Origin of the sequence: Nonomuraea aurantiaca (assembly GCF_020215705.1) — a bacterium.
Classification (GTDB): Bacteria; Actinomycetota; Actinomycetes; order Streptosporangiales; family Streptosporangiaceae; genus Nonomuraea; species Nonomuraea aurantiaca.
This window is the reverse complement of record NZ_JAIWNB010000029.1, coordinates 1-24,954: the sequence shown is the minus strand read 5'-3', so window position 1 is coordinate 24,954 and position 24,954 is coordinate 1. Positions and strand designations below refer to the sequence as shown.

The following is a 24,954-nucleotide window of genomic DNA, read 5'->3' as shown; positions in this document are numbered from 1 at the left end:
AAGGGCGCCCAGGCTAAACCTCCTGGTCAGGCGGGCGCCGCCCGGCCACGGGTGCGGGTGACGCCGATTCGGGTGTCAGTCCTCGATGTGGATGGCCAGCGCCGGGCAGACCACCGCGGCCTGGATCGGGATGCGCGGCCTGCACGCCGCGCTGCGCGCGCACGACGGCCGGGCCGGCGGGTCGCCCGCTCTTCTCAAGCGCCTGACGGCTCACTTCGGGCACCCCTCGGAGCTGGTGGCGCTGGTGTACGCGGCGGGGTCGGCGGCTCACCACTTCGCCTCGTTCGCGCCGGCCGTCGGCGAGGCGGCCCGCGACGGGGACCCGGTGGCCAGGCGGATCTGGGCCGAGGCCGGCCGGCAGCTCGGCCAGACCGCGCTGGCCGCCGCCTCCGGGCTCGAACCGGTCTTCTCCTGGGGAGGCCGGCTGTTCGACGCCGCGGACCTCCTGATGGAGCCCTTTCAGAGCACCGTACGGACGCTGCTCCCCGAGGCTCGCTTCGAACCGCCGCGCGGCGACTCCGCCGACGGCGCGCTCGCCCTGGCGCGGGCCGCCGCCGGCGGTTCGGTACGGCCGCACCACCCCTATGTGTACGTCTTCACCGAGGCGTCACAGGATCGGGTGGGCGGCGTACGACCAGGTGGGACTGAACGGCGCCGAGCCGGGAGAAGATGACGTGATGAAACTGTCGGTGCCCGAGCGCACACTGAGCGTATGTCTGATGAGCCTCTCGAACTCGGCGAGATCTCCGTCTCCGAATGGTATGCCCACACCGACAAGATGGCGGAGGTCAGCTTCCTGACCATCGCCCGCCGGCTTCCCTCCCTCGTGCGCCAGGCGCTGCGCATGGCCTGGGGGGCGAGCCCGCGCGACACCCTGGCCACCGTCGCGCTCAACCTGCTCGGCGGGGTGTTCACCGCCTTCGGGCTGCTGGCCACGACCGGCGTGCTCGCCGCCCTGTTCAGCCAGGGTCCCACTCCCGACCGCGTGATGGCCGCGCTGCCCAGCCTCGCCCTCGTCGCCACGGCCGCCGCCCTGCGCACCGCCATGCAGGCGGGCGCCGGCTGGGCGCAGTCCCGCCTCACTCCCCAGATCTCCCGGCACACCGAGGAGCGGCTCTACGGCCTGACCAGCCGCGTCGACCTGGTCGCCTACGACGACCCCGACTTCCACGACTCCCTCGAACGCGCCAGCATGCGGGGCGTGGCGGTGGCCGACTCGGTGGTGTCCTCGGCCATCGACGTGGTGACGGCCGTGGTCGGCCTCACGGCCGTGGCCGGGGTGCTCGGCGTCCTCCACCCGGTGCTGCTGCCGCTGCTCCTGCTGGCGGTGCTGCCCGACGCCTGGGCCGCGGTCCGCAGCGCGCGGATGCGCTACTCGACCATGCACTCCCTCATCCCGGCCCGCCGGCGCAAGTGGATCATCGCCGAGCTGCTGGCCGAGCGCGAGTCCGCCGCCGAGGTCCGCTCGTTCACGATGCGCGGCTTCCTGCTGCGCATGTACGACGCGGTGGCCAAGGCCGAGCAGGAGGTGCTCCTGCTGCTGGCCAGACGGCAGACGGTGGCCCGGCTCGTGGGCGAGGCCTTCGGCGGCCTGGGCACCGGCCTGGTCTACGTCGCGCTCGGCCTCCTGCTGGCCCTCGCCGCGATCCCGCTCGCCGTGGCGGGCACCGCCGTCCTGGCGATCAGGTCCGGTCAGCAGTCCCTGAGCAACCTGATGTACGCCACCAACCGCCTCTATGAGCAGGGCCTCTACTTCACCGACTTCCTGGAGTTCTGCGCCGACTCCGAACGCCGGCTGCCCGGCCCCCGCCCGCTCACGGCGCCCGAGTCCTTCCAGTGCATCGTCGCCGACAAGGTGTCCTTCACCTATCCGGGCGCAGACGAGCCCGCGCTCTGCGAGGTGTCCATCGAGATCAAACGCGGCGAGATCGTCGCCTTCGTCGGCGAGAACGGCTCGGGCAAGACCACGCTCGCCAAGATCCTCTCCGGCCTCTACGCACCCGACAGCGGCACCGTCTCCTGGGACGAGACCGACCTCAACGACGTCAACCCCGAAGACCTCCGGCTGCGCACCGCGGTCATCGCCCAGGACCACACCCGCTGGCCGCTCACCGCCCGCTACAACATCACCATGGGCACCGGCAAGGGCGAGGCGGCCCTGCACGCGGCCGCCGAGGTGGCCGGGGCCGACGAGGTCATCGGCGGCCTCCCCCACGGCTACGGCACGCTGCTCGACCGGCGCTTCAAGGACGGCCACGAGCTGTCCGGCGGCCAGTGGCAGCGCATCGCGGTGGCCCGGGGCTTCCACCGCGACGCGGCGCTGCTCATCTGCGACGAGCCGACCGCCGCCCTCGACGCCCGCGCCGAGCACGCCCTGTTCGAACGCATCCGCAGCCACTCCGACGGCCGCACCGTCCTGCTCATCACGCACCGGCTGGCCAGCGTCCGCTACGCCGACCGCATCTACGTCCTGGAGCACGGCAGGGTGACAGAGCAGGGCAACCACGACACCCTCATGTCCCTGAACGGCCTGTACGCCGACCTCTACACCCTCCAAGCCAGCGCATACCGCTGACCGGGCACCCACCGCCCCACTACCCCACCGCGCGACGTCGCGTGGTGGGGGTGATCTCCAGCGCGGGGTCAGCTCGCTACCAGGCCGAGGCGGACGATGCTGTGCGCGGTGTCGACGATGGCGGCCTCCGGGTCGCGCGGCCGCCAGCCGAGGACATCACGGGCCTTGTCCGCGTGGACGACCGGGATCCGGCCCAGCTGGTCGACGAGCGCCCGTAACTCGGGATTCGTCTCCGCCGCGGCCCTGACCTGCTCGTCGGCGAGCTCCTGCTTCGGCACCTTGGCCGCGATCTCGCCCAGATGGTCGCTCAGGATCCGGGCGGTGTCCAGGAAGCTGATCATCTCGCCACTGCTGGCCAGGAACCGCTCGCCCGCCGCCGCAGGGTGGGTCATGGCCCGCACGTGCAGGTCCGCTACGTCCCGCACGTCCACCACGCCGAAGTAGACGCGGGGCGCGACCGGCATGTCCCCGTCGAGCATCGTCTTGACCAGCATGGTGGAGACCGACAGGTGCGGGCCGAGCAACGGACCGAAGATCCCGGTGGGGTTGATCACGGCCAGTTCGAGGCCATCGGCCTCGGTCCGGACGAAGTCCCAGGCCGCGCGCTCCGCGAGCGTCTTCGCCTTGGTGTAGGCCATGTTGTCGTCGGCGGGGTCGGTCCAGTCGCTCTCGTCGTACTCGTCGCTCGCCTTACGGCTGTACCCCACCGCGGTGAAGGACGAGGTCATCACCACCCGCGCCACACCGGCGTCGCGGGCGGCACGCAGCACGCGCAGCGTCCCGTCCCTGGCCGGGACGATCAGTTCGTCATCGTGCTCCGGCTGACCGGCGGGCAGCGGCGACGCGACGTGGTGAACATAGGCGCAGCCCGCCGTGGCCGCGGCCCAACCGTCGTCCGCGGACAGATCGGCGTGGAAGACGTCGAGCCGATCCCCTGGATCGGCGCCGGCCGCGGCCACCGCCTCGCGGAGGCTGGTTTCGCTGGCGGGCGAGCGGACCGTGGCGCGCACGCGGTGGCCGTCGAGCAGCAGCCGGCTGACCAGGTGCGAGCCGACGTGACCGCTGCCACCGGTGACGAGAACCGGATCGTCGAGCCGGCGGCTGTCCGTTCCTGATGACGATCCCGTGGTCGGCATGTCGTCCTTTCACCATCGTCGTCTGAAGATCCCCGGAGCATCGGTCAAAGCCCCGCCACGCGTGAACTTCGCCCCCCATCCGGCCGTCCAACCGTCCATGACCACACACACGATGACCCGTTCCATACTGGGCACGGCCCTGGCCGCCGGGCTGGTGCTGGGCGGCCTCGCACCAGCAGCGCACGCCGCGACCGCGCCCGCCACCTTCGGCCCTTCCGGATATGGGGGCATCACGCTGGGGATGAGCGCCAAGGCGGCCAAGGCCAGCGGCAAGATCGCGCCCGTCGGCGCGAACGACTCCGCCGCCTGCACCGGCTGGGCTCTGAAGGCTCACCCGATCGGCCGCGACACCATCGGCCTCTACATCTCCAAGAAGCACGGCGTCGCGGTCATCTTCGCGCCCAAGGGCGCCAAGACTCCCGAGGGCATCGGGCTGGGCTCCACGTCCCAGCAGATCAAGAAGGCCTATCCCAAGCTGAAGACGGCCGCCAGCGGCTACCCGTACGTCGACATCCCCGGCAAGTCGCATGCCTATTACTCCTTCCTTCTCAACAAGGGCAAGGTGTACGAGATGGCGCTGGGGCTCCACAAGCAGGACTGCGTCAACTGACCCGTTGCGGAGCCTCGCCTGACCGGTCTCCATGTTTCTAGTCGGCCTGTTCGGAAAGTGGAAGTTTCCGGGAACCGATGAGAAAGGCATGGACATGGGCGCCGATGACAAGATCCGTAACAAGGCGGAGGAGCTCAAGGGCCGGGCGAAGGAGAACATCGGAAAGGCCACCGATGACGAGGACCTGCGGGCCGAAGGGCGTACCGAGCAGGCCGAAGGTGGCCTCCGGCAGGCCGGCGAGAAAGTCAAGGACGCCGGCAAGAAGGTCAAGGACGCCTTCAAGAAGTAACGGCCACGGCGAACACCTCCGGATAGGGGCCGCCCTCGCGCTTGACGGCACGGGGGCGGCCGCGACGCTGTAATGGTCACCACCCCGCTTCAGTGGCGTTGGCGCGGCCACCGCGACCGGCCACGGCCCGCCTGGTGTTCGACACCCGCAGATCGCCCTGGGGCGGGAGGCCCGGGTGCGCCGCCCACACCGCGATTCCGACCGCGGCCGGCGCCGCCAGGGCCGACAGAGCGGTCGCGATCTTGTTCGCGTCGTCCCCTCGCATTCCCACCAGAACCACCGCCGCGACCGCCACCACCACGGCCGTCACGACCAGCACCCACCGTCGCGCACTCATGACGGCATCAATTCACCTTCGGCAGCGCCGAGCAAGTGCCTTCCCCGCGGTCAGGCCACCCGCTATGACGATGACTCGTGCGGAGCATCTCGCCGACTTCGCTCATGACGCGGCCCGCCTCCGGCTGCCAATCCGGCCTGCACGTGCAGATACTTTACGTAGTCATATATTAACGTTCCGTGGATTATGTGCTTCTATGGGACCCAAACGCATCGGTAATTTCTCCCGAGAGGCCGCGCCGGGGGAGGATTGTCATCCCGCAGGGGAGAATCCATATATGCACATGCATCTGCACCTGCGTGGCAGCTCGCGAACCGCCATAATCTAGGGCGGCGATGGACGAGCACCGTCGAAAACGGCGATCCGTCCTGACGCCAGCCTGAGCCTGCCATTCGCCAGCCACTGGATCAGCAGACGAAAGGGGCAGTTCCCGGCTCACCTGTCCGGACATTGACGCCGCCGAGGTCGACCGAGTACCGCACGCTTTCTCCGATCTCGATCCATCGGACCGAAATGAGAAAGAAGTGAGCATCACCCTGCGCATCGCGCTCTGTTTAACCATCGACATGCTTCTCTCGCTGGTGATCGCCCTCATCGCCTTCATCGTGGCGAGGGAGAACGGGGTGCCGATGGTCGGAGCCCTGGGATGGAGCGGGGGTACGTTCATCGCGACAGCCACCCTCGTCACCACGATCATGAACCACACAGGGGCATTCGACCGAGGGCAGAAGAGCCCCTAGCGGGCGATCGATTCGCCCGGCCCTCTCGCTCCAGCCGCTGCACGGCTGCACGCGGGTGGGCCACCGGCCATGCGGTGGCCCACCTACGCCAGGGCGTGGGCTACAGGGCGGCCGCCAGCTTCCTGAGATGGCCGCCTGGGCCGGGGTGAGGGAGCGGCTGATGACAGCGGCGTTCACCTGCATGACATAGGCGTTGATGGCGGCGGCCTTGGCCGTGGTGTTGCCCATGTCTTCAGCGCTCTCGGCGGCATCGAGGACGGCGCACATGGCTATGGCGCGGACCCCGCCCTGTCTGGTGACGAAGCGCTAGGACAGCGTGCACAGGTCGGCATAGGTGACGACCAGCTTGAAGGTGACGGAAGATGCCTGGCCGAGATTGCCCGCGACGTCGGTGGCGGTGGCGGAGAAGGTGTTGCCCGCCGGGTCGAAGTCGTACGCGGGGCGGGAGATGTTCTGGCAGGTGGTGGTGGCGACGCCGGAGAGGTTGTCCGCGACGGTGCAGGTGATGCGACGGTTTCGAGGATGCCGTAGGTCACCAAGCCCGCGAACTCGCCGAATTCCACCGCCAGCCCCGCCAGCCCCCGAGCCAACTCGTCCTGCGCCTCCTCGTCTCCGGCGGCGACGACTTCTTGCACCGCCGCGCCGATCGCGCCATCCGCCGGAGCACTTCGGCGATGTCGCCACGCAGGAGCGCGGCCTGCTCGCCGTCCGCACGGAGGAGCTCTTCGATCTGGTGCTGCAGGTCATCCTCGACCTGGCGCCGCAGGTCGTCATCGATCTCGTGCGGCATGTCCGCTTGGCCGTCCTTGCGCAGCCGGGCGATGGCCGCGGTGAGTACGTCTGTGAGCACGTTGCCGCCGACGGACCCGGCCAGGCCGAGCCTCGCCCGACACCTCGAAGCCCTGACCCTCACCCCGCCCAGCGTGGAACTGTCGGAGCTGGCCGAGGACGCTGTGCTCACCGGCGCGATCCAGATGGCTCTGGACGAGGTGTGGCGCGACACCCTGGCCGTCTGCTGACCGATACGAACGTTCGCGGGGACGCACGGAGACCCTGAGATCAGAGGTCGCGGATGCGTCATTCGAAGAACTTGAGGCTGTACCCGACGTCGGTGTTGGCGCCGGGCACGTTCGCCCGCCGGTAGGTGGTCTTGCCCCACCAGACGGCCGTGCCGGTGTACCAGTACCGGTTGGACCACTCGTACGGCGTGCCCTTGGCGACAGCGTGGTACATGGTCGGGAACCGGTTGCCCGACGGCGGGCTGGCGGCGATGTCCCCGCGTTCCAGCACGAACGTGTGGTGGCCCGGACCGTCCACGTGCAGCGTCGGAGTCCAGCCCGCCATCATGTACGCCGCGTACGAGCCGAACAGGCAACCGTTGCTCTTGTACCAGTCCCACACGTTCGTCGGGTCACCACCGGAGCGCAGCCGCAGATCAGCGAGGCAGTACTTGCTGCTCCAGCTGCCGTTCGCGGAGTACACGACGTGTAACTGCCCGTTCGGGTCGAGGATCGGCTCGGGGGCCTCGTTGATGAACGGGTTGCCGACGACCCGCTCCCACGGTTCGCGCGGCTGGGAGATGATGTAACGGCCGCCGGTGGCCGTGGTCGGGCCGCTCATCCGGGCGATGTAGAGGTTCTGCTCGACGTTGGTGTCGCCCGCCCAGCCGGACCACACGAACCAGCGCTGTCCGTTGAAGGTGAACGGCGCGCCGTCGATGGCCCACTTGTCGCCGGGCAGGGCGACCTTCGCCGCGGCGGAATAGCCGGAGTCGGCGGTGGCGGAGCTGATGTGGTACATCCGGTGGGCGGCGCTGCGGCCCGCCGAGAAGTAGATGTGGTACTGGCCGTCGTGGTGCACGATCTCGGGCGCCCACACCTCACCGAGGTTGCCGGTGTCCTTCCACACCTGGCGCGGGGGCGCGCCGGCGATGCCCTCGAGCGTGGTCGCCGTCCGTACGGCGACGCCGCCGTTCACCGACTTGGCCGCGACGTAGAGGTCGCCGACCCGGATGACGCTGGGGTCGGCACCACCCAGGGTGGTGCGGCCGACGGTTGCGGACTGCTCGGCGGCCGTGGCGGGAGAGGCGGCGGTGCCGCCGATGACGGCCAGGCCGAGGGCGATGACCATCGGTCGAAGAGCATGTCTTTTCATGAGACTCCTTCTACCTGCATTGCTCCTGTCTTAGAACCATGATCGCGGTACCCGGCGCCCGGCCCCGCGCTGCCCTGGCGGGAACGTCTGCTCGGCGCGTTGACCGAATACCGAAGGCTGCTGCTCGCCCACCGCGACGCCGCCCGGATCCTGACGCCCTGCCCTCGACGTCGTTCTCCCGCAGCGTGAAGTAGACCTTCCTGCCGACCGGGTCGAACAGCCGGAATTTGCCGAAACTCACGCTCTGCGTGGGTAACCCGTCATAGCCGAAGTCGCCGCTGCTGGAGCCGCCCTCGCCGGCGGCCGTGATCTCCATCTTGAGCACGGTGAGGTCGCGGTTGGTCTCAAGCGCTTTGACCTCCACCTTGAACGGGTTGGAGCTGTGCAGGCCGACCAGCCCTTCCCGTACGAGGGTCCCGGCAGGGGCCGCGTTCGCCGAGGGCGAGACCGGCGGGGACGCGGTTGGCTGCGTGAGCGTCGTCGCAGTCTTGCCTCCCGTGTTGGGGAGGAGGTTTCGCACGCGCAGAGCACCGCGGCCACGAGCAGGAGGGCCGTCGTCCGGAATACGGCTTCCGGGGAAACGACGTGTACCGCTCTGGGAACCGCACAGAACACCCTGAGCAATTGCCCCCGCCGTCCAAACCGCTGGAGCCGCCGCAAGAGAGCGGGCCGGCTCCAGGGTTCGGACGTCACATGGCGTTCAGACGCGGGTCCACTTCTGGTTGTTCTGGCCGTTGCACGCCCAGATCTGCACCTTGGTGCCGCTGGCGGTGCCGGCGCCGCTGACGTCCAGGCACTTGTTCGCCCCCACCGCCGTGATGGTGCCATCGGCGTTGAGGCGCCACTTCTGGTTGTTCTGCCCGTTGCAGTCCCAGATGATCGCGGCAGTGCCGTCCGCCGTCCCGCCCCCGTTCACGTCCAGGCACTTGTTGCCGTACACTCGCAGCTCACCCGCGGCGGTCGACGTCCACTGCTGGCTGGACTGCCCGTTGCAGTCAAAGATCTGCACCTGCGCGCCGTTCGTCGGCGAGGCTCCGTTGAGGCACCGGTTCGACCCCAGACCCCGCAGCGCGCTCGTGCTGCCCGGGGGCGAGCCGTCGCCCTGCCCGACGCCTCTGCCGTTGAGGGTGAACGAGTCCATGTCGAACGAGTTCGTGGACGGCGCCTTGAACACGACGTAGACATTTCGGGTGCCACCGGGATCGGTGACCCGCACCGCGGGCAGGGACGCGTAGGTGTTCCATCCGCCGGTGGCCGTCACGGGACTGGAGGCGATGAGCGCCCCGGTCGGCGAGTCGGCGTGCAGTTCGATGGACGCCCCGGTGTTGGACGGCGCCGAGACGCGGAAGGACACCGTGTCGATCCCGGACAGGTTGATCGGGCTGAAGGAAGTCCAGTCGTTGTTGGAGATGTCGCCGATGCGCCTGCCGCCTTCGGCTCCGGGCTCGTCGACGATCCGGATTCCGGACGAGCCGGTGAAGTGCTCGGCCTGCTTGTGCTTGGGCTGCAGGGTGATGCCGGCGCTGCCCTTCAGACCGCCCTTGTCGGTGTAATCGGCGGACAGGACGTAGTAGACGTTGGCGGCCTCGTCATGGCCGGACGCGGTGGTCGTGACCGTCCCGGAGCAACCGGTGTACTGGCCGGTGTCGTGGGCGTGCTGGTCATGGCCGAGCGCCGTGATCACGTTGACCTTGGTGCAGTCGACGGCGCCGTCCTCGGGGTCGGTGACGTTCACCGTGTAGGTCACCTTGTCGCCGAAGTCGATGAACCCGCCGTCGGGCGGAGCCGAGAAGACGACCTTGGGACGGCTGTTGCCGACGACGATGGGCAACGTGACGCTGCCCGTCTTCCCGCCGGAGTCCCGTACGGTCAGCTTGACGGTGTAGGTCCCGTTGGCGCTGTAGGTGTGGGACGGGTTGGCGCTGGTGGAGGTCCCGCCGTCGCCGAAGTCCCACGCGTAGGTGATCGCGTCGCCGTCGGGGTCGGATGAGCCGGCCGAGGAGAACGCCACCGTCAGCGGCGCCGCGCCCGAGTCGGGGTTGGCGCTCGCCTTGGCCAGGGGCACGCGGTTTCCAGCAACGTAGTCGACCCGGTAGACGCTGTCATCGGTGTTCGTGTGGCCGAATCCGTTGCCCCAGTCGGCCATGTACAGGGCGCCGTCCGGACCGAACTTCATGTCGATCGGCGCATGCGGGGCGAGCTGTGCCACAAAGGGGTTGATCTTCAGGAGGTTGCCCGAGGAGTCCAGCCGGAACTCCTTGACGACGTTGCGGCTCCATTCATAGAGGAACGGCGTGCCGTCGAAATACTCGGGGAACTTGCGGTCAGAGCCACTGGCCGGGTCATAGCGGTAGAAGGGGCCGCCCATCGGGGCGGCACCGCCGCAGCAGTCGATCTCGGGAAACTCGGCCGAGGCATGGTAGTTGTACCACACCGTCGCGGGCTTGGCCGCGGGCAGATTGGTCACGCCGGTGTTGTTGGGCGAGTCGTTGACCGGTGCCGAGCAGTTGAACTTCGCGCCGGAGGTGTTGGTGGCGAAGTTGTAGTCGTTGAACGGGATGTTGTTGCCGACGCAGTACGGCCAGCCGTAGAAGCCCGGCTGCTTGATCAGGTTCCACTCGACGGTGCCCTCGGGACCACGACTGGGGTTCGCGGCGCCGGCGTCGGGGCCGTAGTCACCCAGCGAGATCCAGCCCGTCACCTTGTCGACCGAGAAGCGGAACGGGTTGCGGAAGCCCATCGCGTAGATCTCCGGCCGCGTCTTGGCGGTGCCGGACGTGAACAGGTTGCCGGACGGAATCGTGTAGGTGCCGTCAGGCTCGGGGTGGATGCGCAGGATCTTGCCGCGCAGGTCGTTGGTGTTGGCCGCGGACCGCTGGGCGTCGTAATGCTCCCGGCCCGACCGCTCGTCGATCGGGGCGTAGCCGCTGGACCCGTTGGGATTGGTGTCGTCACCAGGGCCGATGTACAGGTTCCCGCCCGGCCCGAACGCGAGGTAGCCGCCGGTGTGGCCCGGCTCGTCGACGTTGCGGTACGCCGGAACCTCGATGATCTTCTTCTCACTCGCCAGGTCGAGGCTGGTGCCGTTGAAGGTGAACCTCGACACCCGGTTCACCTCACCGCCATTGGACGGCGAATAGTTGACGTAGATCCAGCCGTTGGTGGCGAAGTCCGGATCCAGCGCCAGCCCGATGCCACCGTCCTCGCCGCCGTCGTACACCGACAGGGTGGCGATGACGCGCGTGCCCCCGCCATTGGCGGGGATCAGATTCACCTTGCCCGAGCGCGAAATGTAGAAGACCCTGCCGTCGCCGGCCACGTCGAGTTCCATCGGCTGGTCCGGTGCGCCGTCGAGGGTCACCTTCTGGAACCGGGCCGTGACGGTGCCGCCGCAGTCACCCGGCGCCGCACCCGCCGCCCATTTCACCCCACCCAGCAGGTGCTGCTTGAACAGCGGCTCCGAATAGGAGGACGCCTGGTGGCCCATCGCGGTGGCCCACACCCGGCCGCCCTCCGGGTTGTGGCACCAGGAGATCGGGTGATCGGCGCCCATCTTGTTCGGCCCCGCGTCATAGGTGGTCTCGTCCGCGCTCACCAGCACGTGCACCGAGCCCCGCAGGTTCTTGTCGAAGTTGTACCACTCCTCCGAGCGCACCCACCGATCCGGCAGCCCTTTCGTGGAAGGGTGAACCTTGTCGGCCACCTTGGCCGTGCCCTGCAGGATCGCCGAATGCGCGGTCATGTGCGCGCCGGCCAGGGCAACCTGGTCCCACCAGGGAAACTGCGCCTCGATGTTCATATCGGTGGCGTTGTGGATCGCGACGACGCCGTGGCCGCTGCGCACGTACGCCTGGAAGGCCTGACGCTGGGCGTCGTTGTCCCACACCATGCCGCTGGTCTGCAACATGATCACCGCGTCGTAGGTGTTCAGGGTCGCGGTCGTGAAGACGGCGGAGTCTTCGCTCTGGTCGAGCTGGAAGTTGTTGTCGGCCGCCATCTGCTGGAACATCGCGACACCGGCGGGGATGGAGTCATGCCGGTAGGCGCCGCTCGCGGTCTTGCTGAACAGCAGCACCCTGAACTGCGGAGCGGCCGCGTGCGCCACCAGCGGCACCGCGGACAGCCAGAGCCCCAATAAGGCTGCGGCGAGGGCGGAAAGCAGGCGTGATCTTCGCATGAAGGATCTCCTGGGGGGTTACCGGCAACGGGCGGAGCTGAAAGGTGGGAAGGCATGCGTCGTCTCGGCCGATGCCGGTCGTCTTCAGCAGCGGCCCACCCATCGATCCGGGCGGCGGGGCCTGACCATGCGCCAAGCTATCGAATCGATTCGAAACGAAAATAGGTCGGGCCAACATACGTGTCAAGCATGCTTATCCGACCGGCGAATCCAGGACCACCTTTCCGCCTCCACTGGGCCAGGGCCTCACTGCCTTTATCGGGAATCTGCAGTTGCAAGCGGTATTGCCGGTGCCGCGCTGTCCCACCGACACCCCATTGGCAAGGGAAGGTCGTTCAATAAGTATGAAACTTTCAAGGCCGGCTGCCGCCGGCTCGCCAAATGAGTCACTGCCTTGATCAAAGGGTGCGCAGGTAGGCAAGGCCGTCCACGGCGAGCGCGTCCTGGCTTCGCGCGAGGGGCCGCCAGATGGAGGCCGCAGTGGCGATGGTCTGGTTGTATGCGGTGAACGACTCGATGACGAGCGGCCCTTGATAGCCGACGTCGTGCAGGGCCCCGGTGAAGCCGGGCCAGTCGAAGCGGTCGGCACCCGGCGTGCCGCGATCGGTGCCGCACACCTGCACGTGCGCGATCCGATCCGCCGCGGACCGCACCGCCTGGGCGGGGTCTTTCTCCTCGATGTTCATGTGGTAGGTGTCGAGCGCCAGGTGGCAGTCCTCGGGCAGCGCGTCGAGGGCCTGCTCGACGGTGTTGATGAGGCTGGTCTCGTACCGGTTGAGCGGCTCGACCGCGAGCCTCACCCCATGCTCGGCCGCGTGGTCCAGGACGGGCCGCAGCCGCTCACGCAACTCGGCGTAGACCTGCCGGCGCTCGTCCGGTGACAGCCGCCACGTACGGCCGACCGAGGCGTACGCCGGCCCCCCGATCACCGGAGAGCCGACGGTCACCGCTACGTCGACGCAGTACCGCAGATAGTCCTGGGTGTCGCGGACGGTCTCCGGAGGGGCGGCCACGAGCTCGCGCCCCGGCGGCATGACGAGCACCACGGACGCGGCCAGCCCGTGCTCGGCCAGCACCGCCGCGGCCTTGTCCGGGTTCCACTCGCCGGGTTGCTCGACGGGCAGCTCGATGACGTCGAAGCCCCACCCGGCGATGCGGGGCGCAAGCCGCGCCAGATCGTCGTCGGTCAGCGGGGAGACCCAGACCCAGGTGTTCACTCCGATGGAGAACATGGCGTCCCTCTTCGTCGTCGGTTCCCGGATGGAGCCGATCAGCTCTTCTTCCCGCCCCAGGCCTCCGGGAACCCGGGCAGGTCCTCACAACCGCACAGCGCGTAGTGCAGCGGCGGCATGTTGGGCTTGAGGTAGGTCGACAGGTTCTCGCTGGTGACCTCCGGCTGTGGCAGGTTCCACATCTTGGGCACCTCCTCGCCCTTGAGGATCTTCAGCGCGGCGATGAGCGGGGTGCGCCACTGGTAGGTCGGGTACGTGGGCGCTACGGCGGTGAGGCCGGCATCCTTCCACTTCTGCAGGAAGTCCTGCTGGTCCTCGCCGTTGATCGGCGGCACCGGCACGCCCGCGTCCTCGAACGCCTCGATCGCCGCCACCGCCGTGGCGCCCGAGTCCATCCAGACGCCGTCGATCTTGCCGTGCCGCTGGATGTAGTCACTGACGATGCTCTTGGTCTTGGCGGCGTCGCCGTCGGTGAACTCCACCCCCACCACCTGGAGCCGGCTCTTGTCGAAGACCACCTTCGCCGCCGACCAGCGGGTCTCCAGCACGTCCACGCCGGGCAGGATGCGCAGCGCCAGCACCTTCCCACCCGCCGGCACCTTCTCGACCAGGAATTCGGCGGCGTCGGCGCCGAAGGCGTAGCCGCCGATGGGCTTGATGAACGTCACCGGGCAGTCCGTCTCCACGCCCCGGTCGAACACAATGACGGGCACCTTCCCGCAGGCGGCCCTCACGGCGGGGGTGAGCGTGGCCGTGGTGTTCGGCGAGACGATCAGCGCGTCGCAGTCCTTGGCCTGCAGCTCGGCGATGTCGGAGATCTGCTTGTCGTCCTTGCCCTCGGCGTCGAGGGCCGTGAACTTCTCGATCTCCTTGTGCAGGCCGGCCTCTGCCTGCATCGTCTTCCAGCCGACCTGGCGCCAGGGGTTGTTGACCGCGGCGTTGGAGAAGCACAGGTGGTACGGCCCGTCCTTCTTGTACTTCGCCGTGTCGACCATCTTCGGGGCGATGACCTGCTCCCAGGGCTTGTCCGTGGGACCCTGCGGCGTCTGGGAGCGCATCGCCAGCTGAGCGTCGAAGTCCGCCTGTACGAAGAACTTCGACTGCGCGCCCGTGCCCGAACCCTGAGCGCTCGCGGCCGGCGCCGCGGGTTGTGTGGTGGCCGCCGGCTTGTCGGTGGTGCAGCCGGCGAGGACGAGCGCGGTGACCGCGGCGACTGCGGCCTTATGACGCGGCATGTGCGTCTCCTCTTCGGGGGGTGAACTTCCGGGGAAGTCGGATGGCTCCCGCCGCGACCGCGGCGATGATGATGACGCCCTGCACGGTGAACTCCAGCGCCCCCGAGATTCCGTACAGGTTGAGCAGGGTGAACAACGCCTCCAGCGTGAAGGCACCGGCCATGGCGGCGAGCACGGAGCCGCGGCCGCCACCGAGCACCACGCCGCCGAGCACGACCGCGGTGATGGCCGAGAACTCCAGTCCCTGGCCCACCTGGGCCGAGACGCCGGCGAAGCCGCCGAGCAGGATCGCGGCGACGGCCGCGGCCAGACCGGAGAACATGAAGGCGAAGATCTTGGCCCGGTCGACCCGGACCCCGGACAGTGCCGCGGCACGCACGTTGTCGCCGGTGGCGATGAGGGTCTTGCCGAAATCGGCACGCATGAGCCAGATCGCCACCGCGCCCACGGCCAGCAGGATCAGCACCGACCACGGCAGTGGCCCGAGGCCGCCGCGGCCGAACATCCGGAAGCCCTGCGACAGCGCGCCACGCGGCGCGCCGCCGGTCCAGAGGAAGACCGCCCCGCTGAGGACGAGCAGCATGCCGAGCGTCACGATGAACGACGGCACTCGCAGCTTGGTGGTGACCACGCCGTTGACCAGTCCGACGAAGAGCCCGACGACGATCAGCAGGGCGAGGACCGGCCCGGTGGCGGACTCGTCGCCGTCGATGAGCCGCGCGGCGATCACCACTTCGGCCGTCACCAGTGAGCCGACCGACAGGTCGAACTCGCCGGAGACGATGACGAAATACTGTCCCGCGGCGAGGATCACCAGCGGCGCGGCCCGTTTGAGGAACGCCAGGAACCCGGCGGGCTCCAGGAAGAAGGGGTTGACGACCGCGATCGCGGCCAGCAGCACCATGAGGACCGCGAGGATGGGAAGTGCCCGCCTCATGCCGACCGCCTTGTCCCGCGCCGGGCGTAGACGGCCACCGCGATGACGATGACCACGCCGCGGACCACGTCCTTGCCGAAGGAGTTGATCTCGAGCTGGTTGAAGATGGTGTCCAGGACGGCCAGCAACAGGACCCCGCCCACGGTTCCTGCGACCCCGCCCTTGCCCCCAGCCAGCGCGGTCCCGCCGAGCACGACCGCGGCGATGGACTCCAGGTCGTAGCCCCCGTCCGTGCCGACTGTGGGCGCCCCCGCCCCGAGCCGGCCGGCCAGCAGCAGGCCCGCGATGCCGGCGCAGACCGAGCAGAGCACGTGGGTGATCACGATGACGCGGCCCGTACGGATCCCCGACAGCCGGGCGACGTCCTCGTTCCCGCCCACCGCGTAGATCCGGTATCCCAGCCGGGTCCTGCTCAGCAGGAACCAGGCCACGACGGCCACGCTGGCCCAGAGCATGGCGGAGACGGGGATCGGCCCGATGCGGGAGTAGCCGAGGAGCTGGAACGACTCGGGCACCTTGCCCGCCGGGCCGTCGTACAGGTGGTCCACGATGCCCTTGATGATCAGGGCGACGCCGAGCGTGGCGATGAAGGCGTGGACCCGGAGCCTGGTGATGACCAGCCCGTTCACCAGCCCCACCAGCGCGCTGATGGCCAGCACCGCGGCGACCGCAGCCACGACTTTCCCGTCCTGGCCCGCCATGATCTCCGCCGCGACAAGCGAGGCCAGGCTGATCAGGTACGCCACGGACAGGTCGAGCGACCCGGCGAGGATCGCCAGCGTCTGCCCGATCGCCACGATGCCGAGGGCCGCCGAACGCTGCTGGATCCCGACGACGCTCTCCATGGTGAGGAACTGGCCGCCATCGAGCGCGACGAGGGCCCAGCCGACCGCGACCAGGCCGAGCAGCGCGAGGAACACCACCTGCGTGGGTTCGCGCAACCGCGCCGCCAGGCCGCCGTGCGCCTCGCCCCGGCGGGCGGGACGGCGGCCGCGCGCGAGCAGGTTCATTCAGGCCACCTCTCCGGCGGCCAGGCGCATGATGGCCTCCTCGGAGGCCCCGGCCGGCAACGTGCCCGCGATGCGGCCGTCGCGCAGGACGACGACGCGATCGCTCATGACGATGAGCTCGGGCAACTCGGAAGAGATCATCATGATGGCCATTCCGTCATTCGCCAGTTCGCGCATCAGGTCGTGGATCGCGGCCTTGGCGCCGACGTCGACGCCCCGGGTCGGTTCGTCGAAGAGCAGCACCCGCGGCGCCATCGTCATCCATTTGGCGAGCACGACCTTCTGCTGGTTGCCTCCGGACAGGTAGCGGACCTCTTGCTCCTGGCGCGGAGGCGAGAGGCGTACCCGTTGGAGCAGGTCGCGGAGGCCGTTGCGGTGCCTGGCGCCGACCGCGCGGGCGACGAGCAGGGCGTTGTCGCGCACGGACTGGCGCAATGCGAGCCCTTCGGCCTTGCGGTCCTCGGTCACCAGCCCGATGCCCATGGCCACGCCTTCCCGGACCGAGCGCGGGCGCGACGGGGTCATCTCGCCCGTGGTGAACGGCTCCGCGCCGAAGATCGCTTTGGCGAGTTCCGATCTGCCGGATCCCTGCAGGCCCGCGATGCCGACGATCTCCCCGGCACGCAGTTCCAGATCGATGTCGCGAAGCTTGAGGTTGCCTGCTCCGCGCAGGCTGAGGCGCACCTCGCCGGCGCCCGCCGAGCGAGGCGGGAAGTAGGTGCCGAGGTCGCGCCCCACCATCAGGCGGATCAGCTCGTCAGGGGTCACCTCGCTGATCGGGCACGTGGTGACGCGCGAGCCGTCCTTGAGCACGGTGATCCGGTCGGCGAGATCGAACACCTCGCGTAATCGGTGGGAGATGTACACGACGGCGACGCCGCGTTCCCTCAGCCGCCCGATCAGCCGGTAGAGCAGCTCGACCTCGTGCTCGGCGAGCGCCGCGCTGGGCTCGTCCATGACGACGAGCCGGGCCTTCACCGACAACGCCTTGACGATCTCGACGATCTGCTGCTGTGCCACCGACAGGCGCTTGACCGCGTCGCGGGGGCCGAAGGCGTCCTCACCCAGCTCGTCGAGGAGCCGCGCGGTCGCCGTCTCCATGGCGGTCCGGTCGACCAGGCCGCGCCTGACGGGCTCACGCCCGAGGAAGACGTTCTCGGCGACGGTGCGCTCGGGCAGCAGGTTGAACTCCTGGTGGATGATCGCGATACCGGAGCGCTGCGCCTCGAGCGGATGGCCGAAGGAGACGGGGCGACCGTCGATCTCGATCGTGCCCTCGTCCGGCGCGTGAATCCCGCAGATGATCTTCATTAGGGTGGACTTGCCGGCGCCGTTCTCGCCGACGACGGCGTGGACCTCGCCGCCCATCACGTCCAGGTCCACTCCGGACAGCACCCGCACGCCCAGGAAGCTCTTGCCGATGCCGCGCATCCTCAGCACGCGGCCCACCGGCTTTCGACAAGCTTCGGGCTTATATTCCTCATCCTGCGGGATGCTAAGCGGGCTTATATCGACGGTCAAGCAAAAGCTCGCACCTGTACGACATAATCGCGCGGTGATCCGACGGGCGTCCCATCACCCGCGCGGCGTTGATGGTGCTCGAACACGTACCGGCGCCCGAGGCGGACCAAGCGGCGATGCCCATAAGCGGAGCAGGATAAGACAGCGATAAGCCTGCTTATGCTTGACCATTGACAAAACTAACTCATACCATCGCAGATACTTACATACCGGATGCCTTCCGCATCCGGGGCTAGTCCCGACACGATGGAGCTTTCATGGACAAGCTCGGTGTGTGGCTTATCGGGGCACGGGGATCCGTGGCGACCACTGCCATCGTGGGCGCTGCGGCCATCAGGTCAGGAGCAGCGACCCCGCAAGGATGCGTGAGCGAGTCCCCCGGCTTTCCCGGGCACCTGGTTCCGCTGACCGGCCTGGCCTTCGGCGGCCATGACATCACCGAGATCTCCTTGCGCAAGCGCGCCGAACAGCTGGGCAGAGCAGGGGTCATATCCCCGGACCTCCCTGGGCTGCTCGCGTCCGATCTGGACGCCGCCGACGCCGAGATCCGGCCGGGTCACGTCCCCGGCGACGGCGGCCGGGCCGCGACCCGGCTGATCGACGACATCGCCGGCTTCCGCGCCCGGCACGGGCTGGCCCGGGTGGTCGTCGTCAACGTGTCGTCGACCGAGCCCCCGGTGGATTCGCGCCCGGAGTTCAAGAGGCTGGCCGACCTCGAGGAGCGGCTCGCCGCGGGGGACGACGTCCTGCCGCCGAGTTCGCTGTACGCCTATGCGGCCTTCCACGCCGGGTGCGGCTATGTGGAGTTCACCCCCTCCACCGGGCCGACCCTGCCCGCCCTGGCGGAACTCGCCGCCCGGCGGGGCGTACCGTACGCGGGACGCGACGGCAAGACCGGCGAGACCCTGGTCAAGAGCGCCCTGGCACCCATGTTCGCCGACCGGGCACTTCGGATCCGCTCCTGGTCCGGGCTCAACCTGCTCGGCGGCGGCGACGGGGCGACACTCGCCGATCCGGCCGCCAGGTCCAGCAAGCAGCTCTCCAAGGACCAGGTTGTCGCGAAGGTCGTGGGGGAACCCGTCGAGGGTGAGACGCACATCGACTACGTCCCGGATCTCGGAGAATGGAAGACCGCCTGGGACCACGTGAGCTTCGACGGCTTTCTGGGCGTGCGGATGACGCTGCAGTTCACCTGGCAGGGCTGCGATTCGGCGCTGGCCGCTCCGCTCGTCCTGGACCTGGCCCGGCTGGTCGCCCGTGCGCACGAGAAAGGGCGGCACGGCGTCCTGCCCGAGCTCGGCTACTTCTTCAAGAGCCCGCTGGGGACGGACGAGCACGCCCTGGCCGCCCAGTACGCCCGGCTGCGCGCCTTCGCCGAGGAGCTGTCATGAGGGCGCTGCTCGAATTGGTCCGCGCACCGGCCGCACTGTCGGTGCCGGGGGACACCATGGCGGGGGCCGCCGCTGCTGGACGGCGTCCGGCACCCGGCCTGGCCCTGGCGTCGGTGCTCATGTACTGGTCGGGAATGGCGCTCAACGACTGGGCAGACCGTGAAGCGGACGCCGTCGAGCGTCCTGAGCGCCCGATCCCGTCAGGCCGGGTCCGCCCGGGCGCCGCGCTCGGGCTCGCGGCCGCCCTGACCTGCGCGGGCCTGGCCACCGCCGCCGTCGCCGGCGGCCGGCGCGCTCTCACCGTCGCCGGTCTGCTGGCCGGCGCGGTGTGGGCCTACGACCTCGGCCTCAAACGGACGGCGGCGGGACCGGCGTCGATGGCGGCCTGCCGTGTGCTGGACGTGCTGCTGGGCGCCGGCGAGCAGGCCGGGGCCGCCGTGCCGGCGGCGCTGGCGATAGGCGCGCACACCTACGGGATCAGCGTCCTGGGCCGGGCCGAGGTGGCGGGTGCGGCACCCGGGACGGCCGAGCGCGCGCTCGTGGCCAGCACCGTGGCGGCCGGGCTCGCGGCGGCCTCCTGTGTGCGCAACGGAGCCGCCGCCCGGGCCGGAGCCGGCGTCCTCATCGCCGGCTATCTCGCCTCCACCCTTCCGGTCCAGGCCGGGTTACGGGCCCATCCCGACCCCGAGAACGTACGGCAGGCCGTCCGCCTGAGCATCCTCGGCCTGATCCCGCTCCAGGCGGCGGCGGTCGCCGGTGGCGGACGGTTCACGACGGCAAGCGCGCTGCTGTGCTCGCTGCCCTTGGGAAGGTGGCTCTCATCCCGGCTGGCGACATCGTGAACTGGGCCTACTGCACCAACGGCTTCGCCGGCCACCGGCTCCCCGAGGCGCTGGCGGTCCTGGCCGATCTGGGGTACACCGGTGCGGCGATCACGCTCGACCATGGTCATCTCGACCCCCACTCCCCCGGCCTGGCCGCGGAGGTGTCGCGAATCGCCGGGCTCCTCGAACGCCTGGGCCTCGATGCCGTCGTCGAGACGGGCGGGCGTTACACCCTCGATCCCCTGCGCAAACACCATCCGACCCTCATCAGCGACAACGCCGAGCGCAGAGTGGAGTTCCTGACCACGGCGATGCGGGTCGCCGCCGACCTGGGCGCCCCCGTTATGCACCTGTGGAGCGGGGTCCGGCCCGACGGCATGCCGGAGGCGGAGGCGTACACGCGGCTGGTTCGCCAGTGCGCACGACTGCTCGACGAGGCCGACCAGTTGGGCGTCACGCTGGGATTCGAACCCGAACCCGGGATGCTCGTCGCCGACCTGGACGGGTTCGAGCGGCTGCGTACGATGCTCGGCGCCCATACCCGGTTCGGTCTCACCCTCGACATCGGGCACTGCCACTGCGTGGAGCTGGAGGACCTGGACACCTGTGTCCGCCGGGCGCTGCCGTACACCGTGCACGTGCAGATCGAGGACATGCGCCGGGGAGTCCACGAGCACCTGGAATTCGGCGAGGGTGAGATCGACTTCGCGCCGGTGCTCGCCGCTCTGCGCGGCTACCCGGGTCTGGTGGCGGTGGAGCTGGCCCGGCACAGCCATGCGGCCCCGCAGGTCGCCCGCCGCTCGATCGACTTCTTGAGGAGGGCACATGAACGAGCCGGCACAGGAGTGGTCGGCACAGGCCGTCCGGCAGGTCGAGGCTGACCCGTACGCGATCCACCGGCTCTTCCCGCAGGCCGAACGGCGGGGCGGCCCTGGCGCCCGGCGCGCGCTGCTCGGCGCGCTGCACGGCGACCACGCGGTGATCCGCGGCCTGTACGAGGCCGGCGACAGCGGCGAGCGACTGGCGATCCTGACCGCTCTGCACGAGCTCGACCTGGGAGGGACGGCGGTCGGGCTGGTGGAGGACGCGCTGCGCACCAATGACGCGCGGCTGGTCGCCGCGGCCCTCGGCCCGTACGGCTCGGCGTGGCTGGACGACCACTCTTTCCGGCAGGGGGTGCTCAAGTGCGTCTTCATGTCGATCCCGCTGGCGGCGGTGGCCGAGCTGGACCGCCGCTTCGACGCCGAACTGGCCCGGATGCTGTCGGACTACGCGGCGGAGCTGCGGGCGGCCGGTCGGCCCGTCCCGAGCGACGTCCTGGAGAGGAGCTGAATGCGCATCTTCGACCCCCACATCCACATGACCTCCCGGACCACCGACGACTACCAGCGCATGCGCGCCGCGGGAGTCCGGGCCGTCGTCGAACCCGCCTTCTGGCTGGGGCAGCCCCGTACCAACGTGGGCAGCTTCCTCGACTACTTCGACACGCTGCTCGGCTGGGAGCCGTACCGCGCCGCGCAGTACGGCATCCACCACCACTGCGCGCTCGCGCTCAACCCGAAGGAGGCGAACGATCAGCGGTGCGCGGGGGTGCTGGCCGAGTTGCCGCGATACCTGCTGAAGGACTCCGTCGTCGCGGTCGGCGAGATCGGCTACGACTCGATGACGGCAGAGGAGGAACGGGCCTTCGAGGCCCAGCTCGCCCTGGCACAGGAGAATGACCTTCCGGTGCTCGTGCACACCCCGCATCGGGACAAGGCCGCGGGCACCCGCCGGACCCTCCACGTGGTACGGGACGCCGGGATACCCCCCGAACGGGTGCTCATCGACCACCTCAACGAGATGACCGCCGGCATGGTCGCGGACGCGGGCTGCTGGATGGGGTTCTCGATCTACCCCGACACCAAGATGGATCCGGACCGGATGGTGGCCCTGCTCAAGGAGTACGGCACGGACAGGATTCTGGTGAACTCGGCCGCCGACTGGGGACGGAGCGACCCGCTCAAGACGCGCGAGGTGGCCGACGCCATGCTCGCGGCCGGCTTCGGCGAGGACGACGTGGATCGGGTGCTGTGGCGCAACCCGGTCGCCTTCTACGGGCAGAGCGGCCGCCTCGACCTCGAGACCGGCTCGGAAGCCGGCCCCGACCACGCCGGCAACACGATCAAGCGGGGGTGACCATGCGGCTGCGCCATCCGGACGGCTCGACGGTGCACCTGTCCTATTGCACCAACGTCCACGCCGCCGAGGATCTCCCCGGCATCCACGGTCAGCTGTCCGGCGTCGCCGCGCGGGTCAGGCGCCTGCTCGGCGTCGAACGGCTCGGGCTCGGGCTGTGGCTGTCCCAGCACGCCGCCGCGGACCTCCTCGCCCAGCCCGGGGAACTCGCCGGGCTGCGCGAGCGGCTGGCCGCGCTCGGGCTGGAGGTCGTGACCCTCAACGGGTTCCCCTACCGCGGCTTCCACGACGAGATCGTGAAGTACCGTGTCTACACCCCCGACTGGGCCGACGCGGAGCGGCTGCGCTACACGCTCGGGCTCGCCGAGATCCTCGCCGCGCTGCTGCCGGACGACGTCACCGAGGGCACGATCTCAACCCTCCCCCTCGCCTGGCGCACGGGGTGGACGAGAGAGAAAGCGGCGGCGGTCACGGCCAATCTCGACGCGGTCGCCCAGGGCCTGCGCGCGCTGGCCGGCCGTACCGGCAAGGTGATCCGGCTGGGCTTCGAGCCGGAGCCCGGCTGCATCGTCGAGACGACGCCCCAGGCGACCGCCCTGCTGAGTGACGTGGATCACGACCATCTCGGCCTCTGCCTGGACGCCTGTCATATGGCCGTGGGTTTCGAGGAGCCCGGCGCGGGCGCCCGCAGCGGGCTGCCCATCGTGAAGCTCCAGGCGTCGTGCGCCTTGGTGGCCCCGCCGGGGGCGCAGCCGGCGCTGGCCGCGTTCGACGAGCCCCGTTTCCTTCACCAGACCCGCTCCGCCACCGGATACGCCGACGACCTGGGCGAGGCCCTGGCCGGTGGTCTGCCCGCGGACGAGAGCTGGCGCGTGCACTTCCACGTCCCGCTGCACGACACGCCGCCCCCTCCACTCGCCACCAGCGCCCCCTACTTGCGTGACCTGCTGAACGTGCTCCTCGGCGGAGAACGGCCGCTGACCAGGCACGTCGAGGTGGAGACCTACACGTGGAACGTGCTTCCCGGCGCGCCGGCCGACGTCGCGGAAGGCATCGCCGCCGAGCTCGACTGGATGCGGGGACGGCTCGCCGCCCTCGGGCTGAAGGAGACGTGATGGCACCGCTGATCGTGATCAATGTCGTCGGGCTGACCCCGCGCCTGCTCGCGCACATGCCGAACGTGGCGAAGGCGGGCGCGGCGGCCACGCTGCGGCCCGTGCTCCCGGCCGTCACCTGCTCGATGCAGGCCACTCTGCTGACCGGTTCGATGCCCCGCGACCATGGCATCGTCGGCAACGGGTGGTACTTCCGGGATCTCGGCGAGGTGCTGCTGTGGCGCCAGCACAACGCGCTCATCCAGGGCGACCAGCTGTGGACCGCCGCGCCCGGCCTGCGCACCGCCAACGTCTGCTGGTGGTATGCGATGGGCGCGCCGGCCGACCTGCTCGTCACCCCGCGGCCCGTCTACCACGCCGACGGCCGCAAGTCGCCCGACTGCTACACCCGCCCGCCCTCGCTCCACGACGACCTCGAGGCCGCGCTGGGGCCGTTCCCCCTGTTCACCTACTGGGGCCCCAACGCGGGGATCGCCTCCTCCGCATGGATCATCGCCGCGGCCCGCCGCATCCTGGCCCGCGAACGGCCCGATCTGCTGCTGGTCTACGTGCCTCACCTCGACTACGACCTCCAGCGGTACGGCCCCGCCGGCCCCGAGGCGGTGGCGGCGGCCCGCGCGGTCGACGCCGCGCTGGCTCCGCTCCTCGCCGAGAACGCCGAGGTGGTCGTGCTCTCGGAGTACGGCATCACCCCGGCGTCCCGCCCGGTGGACATCAACCGGGCGCTGCGCACCGCGGGTCTTCTGGAGGTCCACACCCAGGCCGGGATGGAGTACCTCGACCCGTGGACGTCCCGGGCCTTCGCCGTCGCCGACCACCAGGTGGCCCACGTTTATGTGCGCGACCCCGCCGACCTCGACCGCACCCGCGCCGTCATCGCCGAGCTGCCCGGCGTGGACGAGGTGCTCGACCAGGCGGGGAAGGCGAAATACGGGCTCGACCACGAACGCGCCGGCGAACTCGTCGCGGTGGCGGAACCCGACGCCTGGTTCACCTACTATTACTGGCTCTCCGACGACCGCGCCCCGGATTTCGCCAGGCTCGTGGACATCCACCGCAAACCCGGTTACGACCCCGCCGAGCTGTTCATGGACCCGAGTGATCCGTTCGTCAAGCTCCGCGCGGCGGCGGCGCTGGCCAGGAAGAAACTGGGCTTCCGGTACACGATGCGGGTGGTGCCGCTCGACCCGGCGCCGGTGCGGGGCAGTCACGGCCGGCTGCCCGACCTCCCCGACGACGGCCCGCTGATCATCGGGCCGTTCGACCGTGACTCCTACGAGGCGACCGAGGTCAAGGACCTCCTGGCCGGCCTGGCCCGGGGAAGCCGCTGACCGCGGACGCCCCGGGCCGCCATATCGGCCTCAGCCGCGGGTCCAGCGCTGGTTGGTTCCTCCGGTGCAGGTCCAGATGCGCGCCTTGGTGCCGTTGGCGGTGCCACCGACGTCCAGGCACTTGTTCGCGCCGACCGCGGTGACGGTGCCGTCGGCGTTGAG

25 protein-coding genes are annotated in these 24,954 nt (G+C 69.7%); 13 read left to right on the top strand and 12 right to left on the bottom strand.

Going from position 1 to position 24,954, the window contains the following annotated elements:
- Positions 1-85 precede the first annotated feature (85 nt).
- Together LDL49_RS44700 and LDL49_RS44695 are read left to right on the top strand one after the other, a co-directional pair.
- A complete protein-coding gene (locus LDL49_RS44700; protein WP_225301012.1) occupies positions 86-673 on the top strand; it encodes a hypothetical protein in 588 nt (195 codons plus the stop codon).
- Positions 674-712: 39 nt separating this feature from the next.
- Entirely contained in the window at positions 713-2,575 is a 1,863-nt protein-coding gene (locus LDL49_RS44695; RefSeq protein WP_225301011.1) for an ABC transporter ATP-binding protein, read from the top strand.
- 68 nt (positions 2,576-2,643) lie between these two features.
- Here the strand turns inward: LDL49_RS44695 and LDL49_RS44690 are convergent, their stop codons facing one another.
- Positions 2,644-3,711 carry an SDR family oxidoreductase gene (locus tag LDL49_RS44690; RefSeq protein ID WP_225301010.1) on the bottom strand — a complete coding sequence of 356 codons (1,068 nt, stop codon included), beginning with the start codon at positions 3,709-3,711 and terminating at the stop codon, positions 2,644-2,646.
- Between the two features lie 112 nt (positions 3,712-3,823).
- Between LDL49_RS44690 and LDL49_RS44685 the strand changes: the two genes are divergently transcribed.
- Positions 3,824-4,321 (top strand): hypothetical protein, encoded by a 498-nt coding sequence (locus tag LDL49_RS44685; RefSeq protein WP_225301009.1) that lies wholly within the window; start codon positions 3,824-3,826, stop codon positions 4,319-4,321.
- An 88-nt stretch (positions 4,322-4,409) separates the two neighbouring features.
- Positions 4,410-4,610, top strand: a complete 201-nt coding sequence (locus tag LDL49_RS44680) for a CsbD family protein (RefSeq protein ID WP_443689900.1) — start codon at positions 4,410-4,412, stop codon at positions 4,608-4,610.
- A 76-nt stretch (positions 4,611-4,686) separates the two neighbouring features.
- Here the strand turns inward: LDL49_RS44680 and LDL49_RS44675 are convergent, their stop codons facing one another.
- A complete protein-coding gene (locus LDL49_RS44675; RefSeq protein ID WP_225301008.1) occupies positions 4,687-4,947 on the bottom strand; it encodes a hypothetical protein in 261 nt (86 codons plus the stop codon).
- Positions 4,948-5,471: 524 nt separating this feature from the next.
- Between LDL49_RS44675 and LDL49_RS44670 the strand changes: the two genes are divergently transcribed.
- On the top strand, positions 5,472-5,687 hold the full coding sequence (locus tag LDL49_RS44670) for a hypothetical protein (RefSeq protein WP_225301007.1): 216 nt from the start codon (positions 5,472-5,474) through the stop codon (positions 5,685-5,687).
- Between the two features lie 532 nt (positions 5,688-6,219).
- Here LDL49_RS44670 and LDL49_RS44665 read toward each other — a convergent pair.
- Positions 6,220-6,537 carry a hypothetical protein gene (locus LDL49_RS44665; protein WP_225301006.1) on the bottom strand — a complete coding sequence of 106 codons (318 nt, stop codon included), beginning with the start codon at positions 6,535-6,537 and terminating at the stop codon, positions 6,220-6,222.
- On the opposite strand from LDL49_RS44665, the gene LDL49_RS44660 reads away from it, so the two are divergent.
- Positions 6,530-6,706: a hypothetical protein gene (locus tag LDL49_RS44660; RefSeq protein ID WP_225301005.1), complete on the top strand. Its 177-nt coding sequence runs from the start codon at positions 6,530-6,532 to the stop codon at positions 6,704-6,706. The two genes, LDL49_RS44665 and LDL49_RS44660, sit on opposite strands and share 8 nt — an antisense overlap.
- Before the next feature lie 58 nt (positions 6,707-6,764).
- Here LDL49_RS44660 and LDL49_RS44655 read toward each other — a convergent pair whose 3' ends face one another.
- The 8 genes from LDL49_RS44655 to LDL49_RS44620 all read right to left on the bottom strand — a co-directional run bounded on the left by LDL49_RS44655 (position 6,765) and on the right by LDL49_RS44620 (position 17,863).
- A complete protein-coding gene (locus LDL49_RS44655; RefSeq protein ID WP_225301004.1) occupies positions 6,765-7,841 on the bottom strand; it encodes a glycoside hydrolase family 43 protein in 1,077 nt (358 codons plus the stop codon).
- A 10-nt stretch (positions 7,842-7,851) separates the two neighbouring features.
- Positions 7,852-8,361, bottom strand: coding sequence for a hypothetical protein (locus tag LDL49_RS57620; RefSeq protein WP_263656325.1), 510 nt, complete (start codon positions 8,359-8,361; stop codon positions 7,852-7,854).
- Positions 8,362-8,541: 180 nt separating this feature from the next.
- Complete coding sequence (locus tag LDL49_RS44645; protein WP_225301003.1) at positions 8,542-12,018, bottom strand: ThuA domain-containing protein; 3,477 nt, start codon at positions 12,016-12,018, stop codon at positions 8,542-8,544.
- 398 nt (positions 12,019-12,416) lie between these two features.
- Positions 12,417-13,250: a sugar phosphate isomerase/epimerase family protein gene (locus tag LDL49_RS44640; protein ID WP_225301002.1), complete on the bottom strand. Its 834-nt coding sequence runs from the start codon at positions 13,248-13,250 to the stop codon at positions 12,417-12,419.
- Positions 13,251-13,288: 38 nt separating this feature from the next.
- Positions 13,289-14,485, bottom strand: coding sequence for an ABC transporter substrate-binding protein (locus tag LDL49_RS44635; protein ID WP_225301001.1), 1,197 nt, complete (start codon positions 14,483-14,485; stop codon positions 13,289-13,291).
- A complete protein-coding gene (locus LDL49_RS44630; protein WP_225301000.1) occupies positions 14,472-15,422 on the bottom strand; it encodes an ABC transporter permease in 951 nt (316 codons plus the stop codon). Before LDL49_RS44630 ends, LDL49_RS44635 begins: the two co-directional genes overlap by 14 nt.
- Positions 15,419-16,432, bottom strand: a complete 1,014-nt coding sequence (locus tag LDL49_RS44625) for an ABC transporter permease (RefSeq protein ID WP_225300999.1) — start codon at positions 16,430-16,432, stop codon at positions 15,419-15,421. Before LDL49_RS44625 ends, LDL49_RS44630 begins: the two co-directional genes overlap by 4 nt.
- Positions 16,433-17,863, bottom strand: coding sequence for a sugar ABC transporter ATP-binding protein (locus LDL49_RS44620; protein WP_225301100.1), 1,431 nt, complete (start codon positions 17,861-17,863; stop codon positions 16,433-16,435).
- 347 nt (positions 17,864-18,210) lie between these two features.
- Between LDL49_RS44620 and LDL49_RS44615 the strand changes: the two genes are divergently transcribed.
- From LDL49_RS44615 to LDL49_RS44585, 7 genes are read left to right on the top strand one after another with little or no spacing between them, the layout of a single operon-like run.
- Positions 18,211-19,344: an inositol-3-phosphate synthase gene (locus LDL49_RS44615; RefSeq protein ID WP_225300998.1), complete on the top strand. Its 1,134-nt coding sequence runs from the start codon at positions 18,211-18,213 to the stop codon at positions 19,342-19,344.
- Positions 19,341-20,186: an SCO3242 family prenyltransferase gene (locus LDL49_RS44610; protein ID WP_225300997.1), complete on the top strand. Its 846-nt coding sequence runs from the start codon at positions 19,341-19,343 to the stop codon at positions 20,184-20,186. The genes LDL49_RS44615 and LDL49_RS44610 overlap by 4 nt, the downstream gene beginning before the upstream one ends.
- Entirely contained in the window at positions 20,156-21,049 is an 894-nt protein-coding gene (locus LDL49_RS44605; protein WP_225300996.1) for a sugar phosphate isomerase/epimerase family protein, read from the top strand. Before LDL49_RS44610 ends, LDL49_RS44605 begins: the two co-directional genes overlap by 31 nt.
- Complete coding sequence (locus LDL49_RS44600; RefSeq protein ID WP_225300995.1) at positions 20,994-21,500, top strand: EboA domain-containing protein; 507 nt, start codon at positions 20,994-20,996, stop codon at positions 21,498-21,500. Before LDL49_RS44605 ends, LDL49_RS44600 begins: the two co-directional genes overlap by 56 nt.
- The gene (locus LDL49_RS44595) at positions 21,501-22,346 is read left to right on the top strand and encodes a TatD family hydrolase (RefSeq protein ID WP_225300994.1); all 846 of its coding nucleotides are present in this window, start codon (positions 21,501-21,503) and stop codon (positions 22,344-22,346) included.
- Positions 22,347-22,348: 2 nt separating this feature from the next.
- Complete coding sequence (gene eboE, locus LDL49_RS44590) at positions 22,349-23,461, top strand: metabolite traffic protein EboE (RefSeq protein WP_225301099.1); 1,113 nt, start codon at positions 22,349-22,351, stop codon at positions 23,459-23,461.
- On the top strand, positions 23,461-24,792 hold the full coding sequence (locus tag LDL49_RS44585) for an alkaline phosphatase family protein (protein WP_225300993.1): 1,332 nt from the start codon (positions 23,461-23,463) through the stop codon (positions 24,790-24,792). The genes eboE and LDL49_RS44585 overlap by 1 nt, the downstream gene beginning before the upstream one ends.
- Before the next feature lie 30 nt (positions 24,793-24,822).
- Here the strand turns inward: LDL49_RS44585 and LDL49_RS44580 are convergent.
- Positions 24,823-24,954 (bottom strand): ricin-type beta-trefoil lectin domain protein (locus LDL49_RS44580; protein ID WP_263656331.1); only part of this gene is annotated, 132 nt, incomplete at its 5' end.

Bases quoted from the DNA above. Each gene is read 5' to 3' on its own strand.
- LDL49_RS44700 (WP_225301012.1), top strand. From the start codon at position 86: ATGTGGATGGCCAGCGCCGGGCAGACCACCGCGGCCTGGATCGGGATG.
- LDL49_RS44695 (WP_225301011.1), top strand. From the start codon at position 713: ATGTCTGATGAGCCTCTCGAACTCGGCGAGATCTCCGTCTCCGAATGG.
- LDL49_RS44690 (WP_225301010.1), bottom strand. From the start codon at position 3,711: ATGCCGACCACGGGATCGTCATCAGGAACGGACAGCCGCCGGCTCGAC.
- LDL49_RS44685 (WP_225301009.1), top strand. From the start codon at position 3,824: ATGACCCGTTCCATACTGGGCACGGCCCTGGCCGCCGGGCTGGTGCTG.
- LDL49_RS44680 (WP_443689900.1), top strand. From the start codon at position 4,410: ATGGACATGGGCGCCGATGACAAGATCCGTAACAAGGCGGAGGAGCTC.
- LDL49_RS44675 (WP_225301008.1), bottom strand. From the start codon at position 4,947: ATGAGTGCGCGACGGTGGGTGCTGGTCGTGACGGCCGTGGTGGTGGCG.
- LDL49_RS44655 (WP_225301004.1), bottom strand. From the start codon at position 7,841: ATGAAAAGACATGCTCTTCGACCGATGGTCATCGCCCTCGGCCTGGCC.
- LDL49_RS44645 (WP_225301003.1), bottom strand. From the start codon at position 12,018: ATGCGAAGATCACGCCTGCTTTCCGCCCTCGCCGCAGCCTTATTGGGG.
- LDL49_RS44640 (WP_225301002.1), bottom strand. From the start codon at position 13,250: ATGTTCTCCATCGGAGTGAACACCTGGGTCTGGGTCTCCCCGCTGACC.
- LDL49_RS44635 (WP_225301001.1), bottom strand. From the start codon at position 14,485: ATGCCGCGTCATAAGGCCGCAGTCGCCGCGGTCACCGCGCTCGTCCTC.
- LDL49_RS44630 (WP_225301000.1), bottom strand. From the start codon at position 15,422: ATGAGGCGGGCACTTCCCATCCTCGCGGTCCTCATGGTGCTGCTGGCC.
- LDL49_RS44625 (WP_225300999.1), bottom strand. From the start codon at position 16,432: ATGAACCTGCTCGCGCGCGGCCGCCGTCCCGCCCGCCGGGGCGAGGCG.
- LDL49_RS44620 (WP_225301100.1), bottom strand. From the start codon at position 17,863: ATGCGCGGCATCGGCAAGAGCTTCCTGGGCGTGCGGGTGCTGTCCGGA.
- LDL49_RS44615 (WP_225300998.1), top strand. From the start codon at position 18,211: ATGGACAAGCTCGGTGTGTGGCTTATCGGGGCACGGGGATCCGTGGCG.
- LDL49_RS44610 (WP_225300997.1), top strand. From the start codon at position 19,341: ATGAGGGCGCTGCTCGAATTGGTCCGCGCACCGGCCGCACTGTCGGTG.
- LDL49_RS44600 (WP_225300995.1), top strand. From the start codon at position 20,994: ATGAACGAGCCGGCACAGGAGTGGTCGGCACAGGCCGTCCGGCAGGTC.
- LDL49_RS44595 (WP_225300994.1), top strand. From the start codon at position 21,501: ATGCGCATCTTCGACCCCCACATCCACATGACCTCCCGGACCACCGAC.
- eboE (WP_225301099.1), top strand. From the start codon at position 22,349: ATGCGGCTGCGCCATCCGGACGGCTCGACGGTGCACCTGTCCTATTGC.
- LDL49_RS44585 (WP_225300993.1), top strand. From the start codon at position 23,461: ATGGCACCGCTGATCGTGATCAATGTCGTCGGGCTGACCCCGCGCCTG.